The 16,429-nt window shown below is 68.5% G+C and carries 15 protein-coding genes; 8 read left to right on the top strand and 7 right to left on the bottom strand.

Going from position 1 to position 16,429, the window contains the following annotated elements:
• The first annotated feature begins 2 nt into the window (after positions 1-2).
• The 4 genes from pyk to J5Y09_RS11820 all read left to right on the top strand — a co-directional run bounded on the left by pyk (position 3) and on the right by J5Y09_RS11820 (position 5,119).
• Positions 3-1,646 (top strand): pyruvate kinase, encoded by a 1,644-nt coding sequence (gene pyk / locus J5Y09_RS11805; protein ID WP_245217065.1) that lies wholly within the window; start codon positions 3-5, stop codon positions 1,644-1,646.
• 234 nt (positions 1,647-1,880) lie between these two features.
• Entirely contained in the window at positions 1,881-3,389 is a 1,509-nt protein-coding gene (locus J5Y09_RS11810) for an AAA family ATPase (protein ID WP_209351992.1), read from the top strand.
• A 1-nt stretch (position 3,390) separates the two neighbouring features.
• Positions 3,391-4,368, top strand: coding sequence for a hypothetical protein (locus J5Y09_RS11815; protein ID WP_209351993.1), 978 nt, complete (start codon positions 3,391-3,393; stop codon positions 4,366-4,368).
• 190 nt (positions 4,369-4,558) lie between these two features.
• The gene (locus tag J5Y09_RS11820) at positions 4,559-5,119 is read left to right on the top strand and encodes a transposase (RefSeq protein WP_209351994.1); all 561 of its coding nucleotides are present in this window, start codon (positions 4,559-4,561) and stop codon (positions 5,117-5,119) included.
• A gap of 9 nt (positions 5,120-5,128) precedes the next feature.
• On the opposite strand, the gene J5Y09_RS11825 is transcribed toward J5Y09_RS11820, so the two are convergent.
• The 3 genes from J5Y09_RS11825 to J5Y09_RS11835 form a co-directional block, all read right to left on the bottom strand.
• Complete coding sequence (locus tag J5Y09_RS11825) at positions 5,129-6,112, bottom strand: Bug family tripartite tricarboxylate transporter substrate binding protein (RefSeq protein ID WP_209351995.1); 984 nt, start codon at positions 6,110-6,112, stop codon at positions 5,129-5,131.
• 91 nt (positions 6,113-6,203) lie between these two features.
• The gene (gene ada, locus J5Y09_RS11830) at positions 6,204-7,277 is read right to left on the bottom strand and encodes a bifunctional DNA-binding transcriptional regulator/O6-methylguanine-DNA methyltransferase Ada (protein WP_209351996.1); all 1,074 of its coding nucleotides are present in this window, start codon (positions 7,275-7,277) and stop codon (positions 6,204-6,206) included.
• 57 nt (positions 7,278-7,334) lie between these two features.
• Positions 7,335-8,768 (bottom strand): S8/S53 family peptidase, encoded by a 1,434-nt coding sequence (locus J5Y09_RS11835; protein ID WP_209351997.1) that lies wholly within the window; start codon positions 8,766-8,768, stop codon positions 7,335-7,337.
• A gap of 108 nt (positions 8,769-8,876) precedes the next feature.
• Between J5Y09_RS11835 and J5Y09_RS11840 the strand changes: the two genes are divergently transcribed.
• From J5Y09_RS11840 to J5Y09_RS11850, 3 genes are all read left to right on the top strand, one after another.
• A complete protein-coding gene (locus J5Y09_RS11840; RefSeq protein WP_209351998.1) occupies positions 8,877-10,667 on the top strand; it encodes an adenylate/guanylate cyclase domain-containing protein in 1,791 nt (596 codons plus the stop codon).
• A gap of 44 nt (positions 10,668-10,711) precedes the next feature.
• A complete protein-coding gene (locus J5Y09_RS11845) occupies positions 10,712-11,800 on the top strand; it encodes a phosphatase PAP2 family protein (RefSeq protein ID WP_209351999.1) in 1,089 nt (362 codons plus the stop codon).
• 93 nt (positions 11,801-11,893) lie between these two features.
• The gene (locus J5Y09_RS11850) at positions 11,894-12,664 is read left to right on the top strand and encodes a Crp/Fnr family transcriptional regulator (protein ID WP_245217066.1); all 771 of its coding nucleotides are present in this window, start codon (positions 11,894-11,896) and stop codon (positions 12,662-12,664) included.
• Between the two features lie 76 nt (positions 12,665-12,740).
• Here the strand turns inward: J5Y09_RS11850 and J5Y09_RS11855 are convergent, their stop codons facing one another.
• The 4 genes from J5Y09_RS11855 to glcF form a co-directional block, all read right to left on the bottom strand.
• Positions 12,741-13,097 (bottom strand): hypothetical protein, encoded by a 357-nt coding sequence (locus tag J5Y09_RS11855; RefSeq protein WP_209352000.1) that lies wholly within the window; start codon positions 13,095-13,097, stop codon positions 12,741-12,743.
• Positions 13,098-13,255: 158 nt separating this feature from the next.
• Complete coding sequence (locus J5Y09_RS11860) at positions 13,256-13,825, bottom strand: tetratricopeptide repeat protein (RefSeq protein ID WP_209352001.1); 570 nt, start codon at positions 13,823-13,825, stop codon at positions 13,256-13,258.
• A gap of 39 nt (positions 13,826-13,864) precedes the next feature.
• Positions 13,865-14,164 (bottom strand): hypothetical protein, encoded by a 300-nt coding sequence (locus J5Y09_RS11865; protein ID WP_209352002.1) that lies wholly within the window; start codon positions 14,162-14,164, stop codon positions 13,865-13,867.
• A complete protein-coding gene (gene glcF, locus J5Y09_RS11870) occupies positions 14,165-15,481 on the bottom strand; it encodes a glycolate oxidase subunit GlcF (RefSeq protein WP_209352003.1) in 1,317 nt (438 codons plus the stop codon).
• A 105-nt stretch (positions 15,482-15,586) separates the two neighbouring features.
• Here glcF and J5Y09_RS11875 point away from each other — a divergent pair, with 105 nt between their 5' ends.
• The gene (locus J5Y09_RS11875; RefSeq protein WP_209352004.1) at positions 15,587-16,399 is read left to right on the top strand and encodes a bestrophin-like domain; all 813 of its coding nucleotides are present in this window, start codon (positions 15,587-15,589) and stop codon (positions 16,397-16,399) included.
• Positions 16,400-16,429 lie beyond the last annotated feature (30 nt).

The raw sequence follows: 16,429 nt of genomic DNA on the forward strand, positions 1-16,429 counted from the left end.
CCATGCGCGACCCCATCCTCGAAGACATCTTCGCCCGCCGCGGCGCCATCACGAAGATCGCGACCGAACTCGGCATCTCCACCGCCGCCGTCTCCCAATGGAAGCGCGTGCCGGATGACCGCGTGCTCGACGTCGCCCGCATCGTCGGCGTCCCGGCCGCCCAGCTGCGCCCGGACATCACCGAGCCCCCCGCCCCGCGCCCCGACCCGCGCCCATCCACCCGCCAGGCCTTCCGCCGCCGCCGCCGCACCAAGGTGATCGCCACCCTCGGCCCGGCGTCCTCCACCCCGGAGGTGATCGAAAAACTCTACCGCGCCGGCGCCGACGTGTTCCGGCTCAACTTCTCCCACGGCAGCCACGAGGACCACGCCGCGCGCATCACCATGATCCGCGACATCGAGCGCAAGGTCGGCCGCCCCATCGGCATCCTGGTGGACGTGCAGGGGCCCAAGCTGCGCGTCGGCAAGTTCCAGGCCGGGCGCGTGCAACTGCAGGCGGGCCAGCCCTTCCGGCTCGACCTCAACCCCACCCCCGGCGACGTCCGCCGCGTGAACCTGCCGCACAAGGAAATCATCGCCGCCGCCCAGATCGGCACCACCCTGCTGCTGGACGACGGCAAGCTGCGCCTGCGCGTCACCCGCACCCGCCCCGACCATCTGGAAACCGAGGTCGTGGTCGGCGGCCCGCTGTCCGACCGCAAGGGCGTCAACGTCCCCGACGTGGTGCTGCCCATCCCCGCGCTGACCGAGAAGGACCGCGCCGACCTCGACTTCGTCCTGCCGCTGGGCATCGAATACATCGGCCTGTCCTTCGTCCAGCGCCCCGAGGACGTGGCCGAGACCAAGGCCATCGCCGCCGGCCGCGCCTGGGTGATGGTGAAGCTGGAAAAGCCCCAGGCGCTCGAGAACCTGGACGGCATCCTGGAACTGACCGACTGCGTCATGGTCGCGCGCGGGGACCTGGGCGTGGAACTGCCGCCGGAGGAAGTCCCGCTTGCGCAGAAGCGCATCGTCCGCGCCGCCCGCGCCCTGGGCAAGCCGGTCGTCGTCGCCACCCAGATGCTGGAATCCATGATCACCGCCCCCAGCCCGACCCGGGCCGAGGTGAGCGACGTGGGCACCGCGGTGTTCGACGGGGCGGATGCGGTGATGCTCTCGGCCGAGACCGCCGCCGGGCAGTACCCCTATGAAGCGGTCAACATGATGGACCGCATCGTGGCCCGCGTGGAACAGGACCCCGACTGGCGCCGCCTGACCGACGCTTCCCGCCCGCCGCCCGAACGCAGCAGCGCGGGGGCGATTTCCACCGCCGCGCGCCAGGTGGCCGAGACGATCGACGCCGAGGTGATCGCGACCTTCTCCTCCACCGGTTCCACCACGCTGCGCGTCGCGCGCGAACGCCCGGCCTGCCCGATCCTGGGCCTGACGTCATCCGGCGCGACCGCGCGGCGGATGGCGGTGGTGTGGGGCGTGCACCCGCTGGAGGTGAACGAGATCCACTCCATGACCGAGATGGTCGCCCGCGCCGTGCGCGCGGCACAGCACGAGGGCTTCGCCACGCACGGGGACGAGGTGGTGGTGACGGCGGGGGTGCCGTTCGGGACGCCGGGGACGACGAATGCGTTGCGGGTGGCGGTGGTGAAGTGAGGGTGTTTCGTTCGCGGCGGTAGATTGCAGGGGCGCTGCCCCTGCACCCCGGCAGGAAACTTAGTTTCCTGCACCTTCGGGAAGTCGAAATGTGGCGGAGATGCCGCGTCGAGATGCGCCCCGCACGTCATGATGGGCGTACTCTGCGCCAAGCGCGCAAAGAGTTCTGTTCCGATTGCACGCACGTCGTGTAGGGTTCCCCGGAAATCTGAGGCGCTTAGGATTTGATGTAACATGCTAAAGTCCATCAGGCTCGAAAATTTCAAAGCTTTTGGCGACCCGCAAGAAGTTCCAATATCGCCTATTACACTTATATATGGGCCAAATTCCGCCGGAAAAAGCTCTATTATTCAATCTTTACTTCTTATGCGCCAATCGATGCAAAGTGCCTCCGTTCGGACCCCTCTATTCAATGGGGACGACACAAATCTAGGAACGTACCTTTCAGCACTATTCGAGCACAATACAGAAAACAAAATGAAGATTGGATTTAGCTTTCAGACCCGCTCAAGCTACTCGCCCCTCCGCCTTCTTGCACGAAGCACGACCAGAAGCATTGATATTGAATTTGATCTATTGAAATCTGGATACAAATCGGATCAAGGAATTCCGGCTGTTTTCGGCATAAAGTATGGTTTCCACGATACGTCTTCAATCGAATTTGAACTCTCTAGAATTGTACAGAAAAAAACTAGCCCCGCCGATCTAGACGACAGCGCCTCCACGGCAGAGTTTCAAGTCAAAGACCTTTTGTCTGCTAGAAATCTCGCAAAATTTTTTATACTTCATAATATGAGATCCTTAAAACCAGAACCGATTTCCAAAGTTTCTCAGATACATGACATAGAAATTGATGAGGCGTTTGCAAAAATGATCAAAAAGCTACGATTTTATACATGGGGAATTTTGCCATTTCGCGCCGAATCGACAGTCTTATCACAAATTAAGATGAGCGATGAAATAAAATTTTCACTCAGTTCTCCGTATAGCCCGCTAGAACTGGCCCGCCGAGATTTCGCCGATGAGCTTCTTGGTATATCTTACCTAGGACCGCTAAGGAGTCCGCCAGCACGACACTATATTATTTCCGGAACAGACAAACAATCAGTCGGAAGTCGCGGTGAAAGAATGCCTCAAATTATGTATAGAAGAAAGCGAGATGTAATTCCTCGCATAAACGAGAAGCTAAAAGAATTTGGTATCCCGTATTCCATTGATATTCAAATGGCCGGGAATTCCTTGACGGGCGAAATTGTCGCGATTGCACTGTCAGATAGCCGGGGTGTAGTTGTAAGCCCGTCTGATGTTGGCTTCGGAATTGGTCAATTACTTCCGATATTAGTCGAAGGCGTTGTAGCTACAGGGCAAACCATATGCGTTGAGCAGCCTGAGATCCACCTTCACCCGCGTCTACAGGGACACCTTGCTGACTTTCTATACGAAACCGCGAAGACGCACACGGCCGCGCCCAAACCCGGGCTGGCGGCAGCAAATCGGAGGTATGGAGGGAACCAGTGGATTGTTGAAACGCATAGCGAAGCCCTAATGCTTCGGTTTCAGACACTGATCAAGAACAAGGAGATCCCCTCGTCCTTTGTAAGCGTTCTGTATGTAGAACCAACCGACGGGCGCGGTTCACGTGTTCTTAAGCTTCGCCTAGACGATGATGGCGACTTCATCGACGAGTGGCCGCACGGTTTCTTCGAAGAGAGTTTTCAAGAGATTTTTTCGAGGCGAGCATAAAATGCCAGTTCGATTTTTGGTTGAAGAGGACGCCATCTCCGCCTCAAGGCCAGACCAAATCGCATCTAAGCTTGCCCATGAACGCCTAGTTAGATCATGGCTGAACTATGGGGCCCTCATCTACAATCAAGAGAATCAACGTTTGATTGCCGCAGTTGAAAACCTGCCGCCAGATCTACGGAAAATGTGGCAAGAAGCTCTAAAATCTTCAAAATTTCGGAAGATTTCGCGCAGATTAGGTGCAGCGGAAAGCGCATTTGATGATATAGAGAAGGTAATTGCCGAAAATAAAGATATAAAATTGATATGCCTAGAAGAAACCCGAGCGCATCTCTATCATCTTAATGAAAATGAATATTGTCGATTTTCCGAAAATCAAAATGTTGAGTTCTGTCGATTTGACGCGGTGGATAGATCTTCGTCATTTATGAATTTCTCTTCCATTTGGGGTCAAATGATTTTAGCGCGCACGCCGCGCGCGCACATCTGGACTCGTTGGCTAGAAGGCTTCAGCGATCTTTCTAAGCATATATCGATAGTTGATCGATACGCCGGCGTAAATGCGCTCGAGCGTCATGGATCAGGCAAGGTATCCGGCATTGAAATGTACCTTCGATCTCTTGATTCTATATCGGAATCGAGCGTAAAGAAGAAGATCTTGACTATATTTACTTCCGATAAAGCAAATGCGGAAGATTTATATGGATTACTTAAAAAAATATCCTCTCAATTTAGAAAAAATTTGTGCTCCATAACTCTTTTCGTCGCCCCAGACAGGGAGTTTTCCCATGTTGCTCATGATAGATACATTAGATTTGATGCAACAGTAGTTCTTATCGGAAATGGCCTATCTATTCTTGAAGAGCCGATTTGCCACGCGAATAGCACTTGCAGTTTAAGTCTCGACACCAATGGACAATATGAAAATTGCGTAGAGAAGTATCTTCGCCCAAAGAGCGTACTCAAACAAATTCTTTAGTCCGCCTTATCTAGTATTATACTTTATGAAATTTCTTTCATATTTTCTATTTTCTGCTTTGATTTAGATTTCAGATGGATCTTCTCGTTCGGTTATGTGCCGTATTCCAGAGTCTGCTCGGGGGGCTCTGGACGATGCGCCATATTAGGAATAAATTGCTTTTTTGATTCATCTCGCGCATACTCTCGGAATGACCCTCACCCCCCTCCAATTCCACGCCCTCCTCCCCTTCATCCTCCCCCGCTCCCCCGCCGGCCGCCAGATCGGCGACCTGCGCGCGAGGATGGAGGCCATATTCCACCTCGCCTGCACCACCGATCCCTGGCGCTGCCTGCCGCCCGAACATGGCAGGCCGGACACCGTCTCCCGCTACTTCCGCCGCCTCACCCATGCCGGGCTGTGGGAAAGGCTGCTCGTCGCGATCAAGGACAATGATCCCAAGCACCCGCTGAACCAGATCGCGCCCCTCATCTTCCGCGCCTGCCGCCGCGCGGTGCGGCTGCGGGGGCTGAAGTTTGTCGCGCTGATCCGCCGCCTGGGCTTCCTCCAGGCGCTGAACGGCCCGCCATCCAAGGTGCCGGACCCCGATTTGTCCGAAAGGATGCGCCGCACGGTCTGGATGCCCCCGGCGCCCGAGACGCCGCGCCAGCACGACCTCTACCTCGACCTGGTGCACACCCTGCGGCGCATGCACCGGCAGGCGAGCGGGGTCATCCACATCCCCCGCGCGCTCCGCCTGGGCTGGTCGTGACCCGCCGCGCTATTCCGGCCGCACCCCGGCCGCCCGCAGCACCGCGACCGACTGGTCCACCTGGCCACGGAGGAAGGCGCGCACCGCCTCGGGCGTGTCGAAGCCGGGGCGCAGTTCCTCCCCCAGCTGGGCCAGCCTGTCGCGGTTCTGCTGCAGGCCGGACTGGAAGGCGGCGGACAGCGCGGCCAGGATCGGCGCGGGCGTGGCCGCCGGGGCCGCCGCCACGCGCCAGTTCTCGAAGACGAAGCCGGGCAGCCCCGCTTCCTCGGGGGTCGGCACCTGCGGCAGCAGGGCGTTGCGCCGGTTCACCGTCAGCGCGATCGCCTTCATGGTCCCGGCGCGGATGTGCTCCAGGCTGGCGGACGCGGACAGGATCGTCATCTGCGCCTCCCCGCTCACCACCGCCAACGCGGCCGGCGCGCCGCCGCGGTAATGCACCATCTCCATCTGCACCCCGGCCGTGGTGCGCAGGATCTCGGCGGCGATGTGCACCGGCCCGCCCACCCCGGTGGTCGCCATGTTCAGCCGCCCCGGCTGGGCGCGCATCAGCGCCAGCAGCTCCTGCAGGTTGTTCGCCGGCACGCGGGCATTCACGGAAAGGATCAGCGGCGCGAAGACCAGCACGCCGATGCCGGCGAAGTCCGTCACCGGGTCATAGGGCATGCGGGCGATCAGCGCGGGGCCCACGCCATGCGCGCTGTCGTTGACCAGGATGGTGTGCCCGTCCGGCACGGCCTTGGCGACCATGTCGGCGCCGATCGTCCCGCCCGCGCCGGTGCGGTTCTCGACCACCAGCGGCTGGCCCAGCATGGCCTGCACCGGGTCGGACATCATGCGCGTGAGCACATCGGTCGGCCCGCCCGCGGTGAAGGGCACGATGGCGCGGATGGGCCGGCTGGGCCGCCAGCCCGGCGCCGCCCCCTGGGCGCGGGCAAGGTATGGTGCGAACAGGCTGGCGGTCGCGGCGGCAAGCGCGCGGCGGCGGTCGATCATGGTTCATCCTCCCTGGCGAGAGGCTCATGCCGGCCCCGTCGCGACAGGGGGGAGTGTGGGGACGAACCCCGCGCCGCGCCAAGCCCCCCGGTCAGCCGCGGCGGGCCTTCGCCTCGCCTTCCAGCAGCGCGCGCTTGCGCGGCACGCCCCAGCGATAGCCGGTCAGGTCGCCATCCTTGGCCACGACGCGGTGGCAGGGCACGGCGAGCGACACCTTGTTCTGCGCGCAGGCCCGCGCGACCGCCCGCGTCGCCGCCGGCATGCCCATCTGCGCCGCGAGGCCGGAGTAGGTGCGCGTCTCCCCCAGCGGGATCTCGCGCAGCGCTTCCCACACCCGCCGCTGGAAGGCGGTACCCCGCAGGTCGAGCGGCAGGTCGAGCGCCGCCCTGGGTTCGGCGACATAGGCGACGACCTGGCGCAGCGCCTCGGCCAGTGCGTCGGGCGCCTGCTCGATGCGGGCCTGGGGGAAGCGCGCCATCACGTCGCCGGTCAGCGCCGCCTCGTCCTCCCCGAAGCCCAGGAAGCAGACGCCCTTCTCGGTGGCGCCGATCATCAGCGGGCCCAGCGCGGTGGCGGCGGTGGCGACGCGGATCACCTCCCCCGCCCCGCCGCGGCGCGCCGCACCCGGCGTCATGCCGAGCACCCGGCCTGGCGCCTCGTAGACACGGCTCTCGCTGCCGAAGCCCGCTTCGGCCACCGCATCGGCCACGCGCGCGCCGGATGCGAGTGCCGCCGACAGCCGCCGCGCCCGCACGCTCTCGGCAAAGGAGCGCGGCGTGACCCCGGTGACGTCGCGGAACAGGCGGAGGAAGTGGTGCCGCGCATAGCCCGCGCGTTCCGCCAGCGCGGCGAGCGAGGGGATCGTCTCCGACGCCTCGATCATCGCGCAGGCGGCCTGGATGGCGGCGGCGTGGATGGCCGCGCGCTCCCCCTTCGGGTCGCAGCGCTTGCAGGCCCGGAAGCCAGCGGCCTCGGCCGCCGCGGCGTCGATGAAGAAGCGCGTGTTCCGCCGCAGCGGCGGACGCGACGGGCAGCCCGGCTTGCAGAACACCCCCTGGGTCGTGACGGCATAGAGGAACGGCCCGCAGGCCGGCGCGGCATCGCGCGCGAGCACGGCGGCGTAGCGGGCGTCATCGGCGTCGGTCATGGGCAGCGCGTCGGGCATGGGGGGGTTGTCGCACCGCCGCGGCCGCGCGCGCCATCCGCGCGTTGCGCCGGCGCGTCAGGGCTGCGGCAGCGCCGCCGCCGTGCCGGCCACGTCCATCACCCCATGCCCGGTGCGCGACGCCCAGCCAGCCGACCCGTCCGGCTGCTTCGCCGCGTCGCGCAGCGCCTTGCGCAGCGCCTGCGGGGTCAGGTCCGTCGCGGTCCAGCGGGTGCGCAGCAGCGCCACCGCCCCGGCCGCGAGGCCCGTGGATGCCGAGGTGCCGGTGCTGCCGCCCCAGCCATCCCCGTCGTCGAACTGGCTCGGCGTGCACAGGTCCGGCTTCTCCTGCGCCATGCCCTGGATGCCAGGCCCCTGCCCGGCATAGCCGAGCCAGGTCCCGTCGCTGCGCACCGCGCCCACCGTCAGCACGAAGGGGAGCGCGTTGGCGCCGTTGATGCCGCGCCCCGGACCGGTGAACTCCGGATGGCAGCGCGGCGCGGGGCAGAAGGGCCCGCAATTGCCGGCGGCGAAGACGATGTCGGCATCCAGTGCGGCGATGCGCGCCAGCACCCGGGACACGGGATGCGTAGGGTCACTGGAGTACGGCTTGCCGGAGAATTCCTTCGTCGGATCGAACACGCCCCAGGCATTGCACAGCACGAAGCCGGCGCGCGGGCGCTGCGCCTGTTCCTCCCGCCGGCGCTGCCGCCGCAGCGTCACGCGGATCCCCCGCAGCGCCTCAAGCACGGAATGGAGGAACACCGGCAGGTCCACGATGCCATCGGGGATGACCGGGCAGTCGAGCAGCCGCACGCGGTTCGCCGGCGCCAGTGCCCGCGCGTTGCGCGCGACCATCGCGCCATGCGGCGTCAACGGCTCCCCGGGATGGCGGCTGATGCTGGCCGGGTCGTTCGGATCGACCAGCACCTTCCAGCCGCGCATCTGGCCCTTGGGCGGCAGCATCTCCTCCGGCAGGCCGGTGTCGACCATGGCGATCGTCACCGCCTCCCCGCCCGGCAGCGGCAGGCCGGCGAGGTCGCCAGGGGACGCCTTCATGGCGTGCAGCGCGGCAGCGCGGTCGCCGAACAGCGGATCGGCGGCCTCGCTCGGGCACCAATGGGTCCAGAGGCCATCGGCCGCGTAGGCCGCGACGGGCAGGTCCGCGCCGATCGTCGCCTCGGCGCCGAAGGCGAGCGGCACGCTGGCGACGAGTTCCTCCGCCGAGCGTTCCCCGCCCGTCATGCGCAGGCCGATCACGACATCCTGCGTCCATTCCTCGACATCGACATCGTCATCCTCGGGCGGCGTCACGTTGGATGGCAGGGCGACGACCTCGAACTCGCTCGCCAGCCGCCGCTGGCCCTGGAGGCCGGCGCGCTCGAGCCCGTCGGCGAGCATCGACTTGAGCACATTGGCCACCGACTCCAGGCTCCAGGCCGCATAGGCCCGGCGCAGGTCCGGCGTGTTCTCCATCAGCAGCACGAGGCGCGGGCCGTCCTGGTCGCTCATGTGCCATCCTCCTTCGCCGCCGTGACTCTAGCCGGCGGGGCGGTCGCACGGCCATCATGACGTGCGGCCGGCCATGCCCCGGCCGGCACGCGAGGAACCCGAGCGCAGATGAGCGTCGTCGCGGACCAGCCCAGCAGCCCCGCCACCGCCGGCCGGCGGCGCGCCGCGATCGTCTTCGCCGACGTGGTCGGCTACTCGACGCTGATGGCCGCCGACGAGGCCGCGACCTACACCCGCTGGATGGCCCTGCTGCGCGGCCTGATCGAACCCGAGACGGCGCGCCAGGGCGGGCGGATCGTCGACCTCGCCGGCGACGGCGTGCTGGTGGAATTCCCCGCCGTCGCCCCCGCCCTCGCCTGGGCGCGCGCCGTCCAGCGCGGCGCCCGCGCCGCACTCGACGATCCGGCGGGGCGGGACGCGGTGCCGATCGCGCTGCGCATCGGCCTGCATGAGGGGGAGGTCTTCGACACCGGCGCGCGCATATTCGGCGACGCCGTCAACTTCGCCGCGCGGCTGCAATCCCACGCCGCACCCGGGGGCATCGTCGTCTCCGACCGCGCGCGCGCGGCGCTTGGCGACGCGACGGGGGAGGAATGGCGCGACCTCGGCCTCGTGGAACTCAAGGGGTTCGAGCGGCGCGCGCGGCTCTTCGCCATCGAGACCGACGCGGTCGCCTTCAGCGCGCCGCTCCAGCCGCAGGGCGGGCTGCCCTCGATCGCGGTGCTGCCCTTCCTCGACCAGGGCAGCGATCCCGACCAGGCCTATTTCGGGGAGGGCATGGCCGAGGACATCGCGCTGTCGCTCGCCGGGCTGCACGAATTGTTCGTCGTCTCCACCGCCTCCTCCGCCCTGTTCCGCGGAAGGCTGCCGGACCCGCGAGAGGCCGGGCGCGCCTTCGGCGTCGGCTATGCGCTGCTCGGGCGGATCGGCCGGGCGGGCGATGCGATCTCGGTCTCCCTGCAGCTGTGCGACGCGCGCAGCGGCGCGACGCTCTGGGCGGAACGGATGCGCGTGCCCGCGGGCGGCCTGTTCGAGATGCAGGAGCAGGTGGTGCGGCAAGTGGTCGCCGGCCTCGCCCCGCAGGTGCGCACGGCGGAACTGCAGCGCGCCATGCGCAAGCGGCCGGACAGCCAGACCGCCTATGACCGCATGCTGCGCGCGCTGCACGTGATGTCGAGCGCCGACCGCGACACCTTCGAGACGGCGCGCGCGCACCTCGCCGCCGCGATGGCGGAGGAACCCGGCTTCGCCCTGCCCTTCGCCTGGGCCGGGCGCTGGCACAGCGTGCGCATCGGCCGCGGCTGGTCCCCCGATGCGGAGGAGGATGCGGCGCGCGCGCTCGACCTCGCGCGCCAGGCCCATGCGCTCGACCCGGCGAACGCGCTGGCGCTGGCGACGCTCGGCCACCTCACCTCGATCCTGCAGCGCGACAGCGAGACCGCCTGGGGGTATTTCGAGGAAGCGCTCGCGGCCTGCCCGAACCATGCGCTGGCCTGGACGCTGTCCTCCGCCACGCTGAGCTACCTCGGCCGCGGCGCGGCGGCGGTGCGGCACGCGGAACAGGGGCTGCGGCTGTCGCCGCGCGACCCGATGCGCTACGCGCAGTACATGTTCCTCGCCATCGCCCATTACGCGCGCGGCAGCCATGAGGAAGCGGTGCGCTGGATCCGGCGCTCGGCGGCGGAGAACCCGCTGCACGGGGCGACGCTGCAGGTGCTGGCCGCCGCGCTGGCCGCCTGCGGCCGGGCGGAGGAAGCACGCGAGGTCGGTGCGCGATTCATGGCGCTGCGCCCCTCCTTCTCGCTCGACGCCTATGCGCGCAAACGGATACCGTTCCAGACGCCGGCGCTGCGCGAAGGCTTCCTCGCCCATCTGCGCCTGGCCGGCATCCCCGACTGACAGCGCCGCGCGGTGCGCGGCACGGCAAGGAGGAGGCACAGCCCATGGCCCAGGGTCCGGCGATCGGTCCGATGGATGGCGTCGACGGCGTGGACGGCGTCGACGGGGTGGAAGGTCTCGACCTGCTCGGCGGGCGGGGCGGCGGCGGCGTGTTCCGCCCGGTCGGCCTCGCCCCCGAATTCGTGCGGCGGACCAAGGGCAACAACCAGCAGGAACAGGAATACCGCAGCCATCGCTGGCCGCCGAGCTTCAAGAACGCGGCCTGGCCGCCGGCGCAGCCTCAGAACCCGGACGACTGGCCGATCGCGCCGGAGGCGGTGGCGCCGCGGCTGGCGGATTTCTCGCCCTCCAACGCCTCGCTGCTGATCCTCGGCGAATTCGTCCAGGTGCAGCTGAAGAGCGGCCCGGCGGTCGTCGCCTGGAACGGCCTGATGCGCAAGGCGGCCAAGAACGTGCCGGCCACCGCGCAGAACGACGACATGGCGAAGGACATCGCCGACCAGGGCGGGCTCAAGGCGGAACTCGCCGAGCTGCGGCAACTCGCGCAGTTCCGCGCCGGCGTGATGGGCGAGGCGCTGGCCCAGCGCAACGGCATCATCGGCTACTACCGCGGCCTGCTGCACTTCTCCGTCGCGACGCACCCGCACACCTACTACCTGTGTGCGGCGGCGCTGCGCGTCGGCCAGTTCCTCTGCATGCACTACAAGGGCGTGTTCAACCGGCCGCGCCCGATGCGGCTCGACCCCAGCATCATGTCGCCGATCGACCCGCCCGCGCATTCCGCCTATCCGAGCGGCCATTCCATCCAGTCCTTCCTGATCGCGCGCTGCCTGGAACAGGTGGTGCCGCCGACGGTCGGCAGCGGGCTGACGGACAAGCAGAGCCCCTATTGGCGGCTCGCCGAGCGCATCGCGAAGCTGCGGGAGGTGCTCGGCGTGCATTACCCGAGCGACACGGTCGCCGGCCGCCGCGTGGCCGAGGCCGCCTTCCCGCTGCTGATGGCCTGCCCGCGCATCGCCGGCGGCGCGCTGCCGGCGGACACCGCGACGGACGAGGTGCTGCAGAAGGTGCCGCAGCTTGCCGACCATGCGACGGGCTGGCTCTCCCGTGCGCGCGCGGAATGGCGCGGCTGACGCGCCGCGCTTCGAACCGCGCACCGTGGCGTGACGATTGAACCGCGCGGCGCCGCGGCGCAGGATCGGCCGACGGCGCCGGAGGCACCGGAGATGACCGCGGAAAAAGGCAGCGTCGGCGACACGGCGGCGCCCGAGCGGGAGATGTCCCGCCTCGACCGGTTGCGTCGCCTGCCCATCCTGCGCGAGGCGGGCGAGGCCGCGCTCACCCGCGCCGCCGAGGCCGCGTCCTGGCGCAGCTATGGCCCCGGCGGGCTCATCCTCGACCTCGACGACGCGACGGGCGATGTCTGGTTCGTGCTGGAAGGGACGGTTCGCATCCAGGTGCGCACGCCTTCGGGGCGCGAGCTGATCCTGACCGACATCCAGGCGGGCGGCTTCTTCGGGGAGATCGCGGCGGTCGACGGCGCGCCGCGCACGGCGGGGGCGACGGCGCTGACGCGCGCGCGGCTCTGCGCCGTGCCCGCCGCCGCCTTCATGGACGCCGCCTGCAGCACGCCCGCGGCCTGCCGCGCGCTGCTGCGCCACGTGACGGAGATCCTGCGCCGCCAGGCCAAGCGGCTGCTGGAGCGTGAGGCGCTGCCGGTGCGCCTGCGCGTGCATGCGGAACTGCTGCGCCTGTCGCGCCCGCGGATCGGCCGCGACGGCGCGCAGGATGGCGAGCAGCGCATCGTGACGCCGCCGCCGCGCCAGCACATCCTCGCCGCGCGCATCGGCACGCGGCGGGAGGCTGTGTCGCGCGAATTCGCGGAATTGATGCGGCAGGGGATCATCGCGCGGGAACGCGGCGGGATCGTCATCCTCCAGCCCGAGGCGCTGCGCCGGTCGCTGGAGGCGGAGCTCGAGGCCGAGACGGATCTCTGACGGCCGCCGTGATCCTTCGCGTGGGCGGCGTATGGCGAAGCGCCCGGCCGCTCGCGCGGCCGGGCGCCCCTTCAGGCTAGTCGCCGTTCACCCACGGCCCGGTCGGGACGCGCGGGGGGAGCCAGGCGGCGCCGGTCCCCATGCTCAGCGGCACCATGGCGAAGGTGCCGGGCGGGTAGGCGGCGTCGGCCGCGACATAGGTCACCTCGAGGCCGTCGCCGGTCGCCGTCACGATCGCGACCAGTGGTCCCTTCGCTTCCGGCGCCGCGGCGAAGGCGCTGCGGGCGCGCGGGTCGCGGGGGGCGACGTAGACGATCTCGGCGCCCTCCCCGCCGCCGGTGAAGATGGCGACGCGGTCCTGCGCGAGGGCCGGCGTGCCGAGGATCGCGCTCGCGAGAAGGGCGGAGCGCACCGCCGTGTACCGCATGGTCATTGGGGTTCTCCCTTGCCTCGCTCGACGTCCATTCGCCGATGCGATGAAGGGACCTTGCGCCGATGCGCGCGGCACTTCGGTGTGAACGCGCACGTTTTCGGGCGCATCGCGTCGCGCGGCGCGATGCCGCGTGCGGAAACCCACGAAACGCCCGTGATTCAGGTCGCGTCGCCCTCGACCTTGCGGCGCAGTTCGCGCAGCCTCTGCTGGCCGCCGCGCAGGCGCGGATGCAGCGCGAGCGCCGCTTCCATGCTGCGCAGCGCGGCGCGCGGATCGCCGCGTTCCTCCTGCAGCATCGACAGCGTCAGCAGGGCGCCGAAGTGGCGCGGCTCGATGCGCAGCGCTTCCTGCAGGTCGCGCGCCGCGGCGGCCGGGTCGCCGAGCGCCGCATAGGCCTGGGCGCGCTGGTGCCAGGGTTCCGCCGCCTGCGGGGAGAGCACGATGGCGGCGTCGAAATCCTCGAGCGCCTCGTCATGCGTGCGCGCGGCGAGGTTGCGCGCGCCGCGGCGCAGCAGCAGCAGCGCGGCCGGCGATGCCTGCTCCGCCCAGAGCGTGCGGATGCGCCCTTCCATCATGGTCGCGACGGCGTCGTCGGGGGCGGCCTTCAGTCCCTCGAACAGGCTGTCGAGTTCGGCGCGGCGCGAATCCTCGGCGCGGTTCGGCGCGCGTTGCTGTGCGACTGCGGGCACCGCGGCGAGAAGCGTCAGGAGCAGGAGGGCGAGGCGCATGGGCGGATGGTCATCCCGGGCGGGAGGTCGGGGCAAGCCTCATGTAAGGCTCATCACCGCCATGCCCAGGACCGCGGCGGCCCGCGCCGGCCCGGCCCAGCGCGGATCGGCGTCCGGCCGCCCGGCCGCGCGCCAGATCCCGACCGTGGCGAGCAGGTTGTAGGGCAGCGGCACCGCATGGCCGAGGATGAAGCCGGCGAGGCTGCGCTCGGCCATGTGCAGCCAGAGCGCGCCCATGCCGCACCAGAGGTTCAGCGCGATGCCGCCCAGCACGCCCCAGCGCCAGAAGGATTCCCCGAGCGGGACCTCGCCGCGCCAGAACCGGGCGACCGCCCGCACTCAGCCCGCCGCGCGGGCGCGCGCGACCGCGTCCGGTTCCGGCCCGCCCGCCATCCAGTCGAGCAGTTCGACCGTGTGCACCGCAGGGATCGCGCCGTCGCCGAGTTGCGTCAGGCAGCCGATATTGCCCGAGGCGATCAGCGCCGCACCGGTGCGCGCGATGTTGCCCTGCTTGCGCGCCTTGAGCTGGCCCGCGATTTCCGGCTGCAGCAGGTTGTAGGTGCCGGCGGACCCGCAGCAGATGTGGCCTTCCGCCGGTTCCTTCACCGCGAAGCCGGCGGCCTTGAGCAGCGCCTTGGGCTCGTTCGTGATCTTCTGCCCGTGCTGGAGCGAGCAGGCCGCGTGGTAGGCGACCGTCAGGCCGGGTGCGGCGCGCGTGGGCGCGTAGCCGAAGCGGGCCAGCACCTCGCTGATGTCGGCGGCGAGCGAGGCGACCTTGGCGGCGCGCGCCGCGTCCGGCTCCAGCCGGAACGTATGGCCGTAATCCTTGAGCGTGGTGCCGCAGCCGGAGGCGTTGACGACGATCGCGTCCAGCCCCTCGCCCTCGATCTCCGCGCTCCAGGCCTCGATATTGGCGCGCGCGAGGCGCATCGCCGGGTCGTGGTGGCCCATGTGGTGGTCGAGCGCGCCGCAGCAGCCCTGGCCCTTCGTGACCACCACCTCGATGCCCATGCGCGTCAGCAGGCGGATCGTCGCCTCGTTGATCGACGGCGCGAGCACCTGCTGCGCGCAGCCCGTCAGCAGCCCGACGCGCGCGCGGCGCGGGCCCTCGGCGCGATGGACCTGCGGGCGCTCGACCGGCGACGGGGATGGCACGGTCGCTGGCGCCATCCGCAGCATCGCGCGCAGCCGCTGCGCGGTCATCGAACCGCCCGGCACCAGCCCCGCGAAGGGCCGCGCGAACCAGGCGCCGACCAGCGCGAGGCGGAAGCGGAAGGGATGCGGCAGCACGAAGGACAGCACCCGCCGCAGCGCCCGTTCCGGCCAGGGGCGGCGATAGGTCTCCTCGATATAGGCGCGCGCATGGTCGACCAGGTGCATGTAGTGCACGCCCGAGGGGCAGGTCGTCATGCAGGACAGGCAGGACAGGCAGCGGTCAACGTGGCGGACCACTTCCTCGGTCGCCGGGCGGCCGGATTCCAGCATGTCCTTGATCAGGTAGATCCGCCCGCGCGGGGAATCGAGCTCGTCGCCCAGCAGCAGGAAGGTCGGGCAGGTCGCCGTGCACATGCCGCAATGGACGCAGGTGCGCAGGATGCGGTTGCTCTCCGCGGTGTCCGGGTCGGCGAGCTGGGCGTCGGTGAAGGCGGTCTGCATGGCCGCCTTTTCTAGGCGAGGCCGGCGCGCCCCGCCAGCGCCGCCGCGTGGACGCGCCGGCGGCGCCCCGCCTATGCTTCCCTTGGGGGAGAGGGGAAAGCCGAGATGGAGAACCTGGTCCAGGAGATCGCGGCCGCCGGTGCCCTCGCCTTCGCCGCCGCGCTGTTCCTGGTGCAGGCCACGGCGCGGGAGGTCGGCTACATCTTCGGCCATCGCGCCGCGGACCAGGAGGCCACGCCCGAAGGCGTCGGCGTGGTGGTGGGCGGCATGCTCGGGCTGCTCGCCTTCGTCCTTGCCCTGACCCTGTCCTTCGCCAGCGCGCGCCACCAGGAACGGCGGGACGGCACGCTGGCCGAGGCGAATGCGATCGGCACCGCCTGGCTGCGCGCGCAGGCGATCGGCCATCCGCGCGGAACCGAGATCGCCCGCCTGCTGGAAGACTACACGCGCGTGCGCATCGACTTCGTCCGCGCGGACCTGCACAGCCCGGGGCTCGACGGGCTGACGGCGCGGACCAACGCCATGCAGTCGGAGATGTGGGGCCACGTGACGGCGATCGTGCGGGAGAGGCCGGACCCGGTCGCCACGGCGCTGATGGCCGCGCTGAACGAGGCCTTCGACCTCGCCATGGCGGAACGCTTCGCCTTTTCCTTCACCATGCCGCCGCAGCTGTTCTGGCTGCTGATCGGCATGACGACCCTGACCATGGCGGCGCTCGGCTACCAGCTCGGCCTCAGGCGGCGGCCGCTTCGCATCCTGTCCTTCCTGCTGCTGGCCATGTGGACGGCGACAATGACGGTGATCCTCGACCTCGGCGCGGCGCGGGTCGGCGACATCCGGGTCGGCGCGGGCGTCTATGAATGGACCTTGCAGGGCTTCGAGGGCGGGGTGGCGGTGCCGCCGCTGCCCGGGCGCTAGGCGCCCTCCCCCTCCGCGCCCGCCCATGCT

Origin of the sequence: Roseomonas nitratireducens, assembly GCF_017813355.1 — a bacterium.
Lineage (GTDB): Bacteria > Pseudomonadota > Alphaproteobacteria > Acetobacterales > Acetobacteraceae > Neoroseomonas > Neoroseomonas nitratireducens.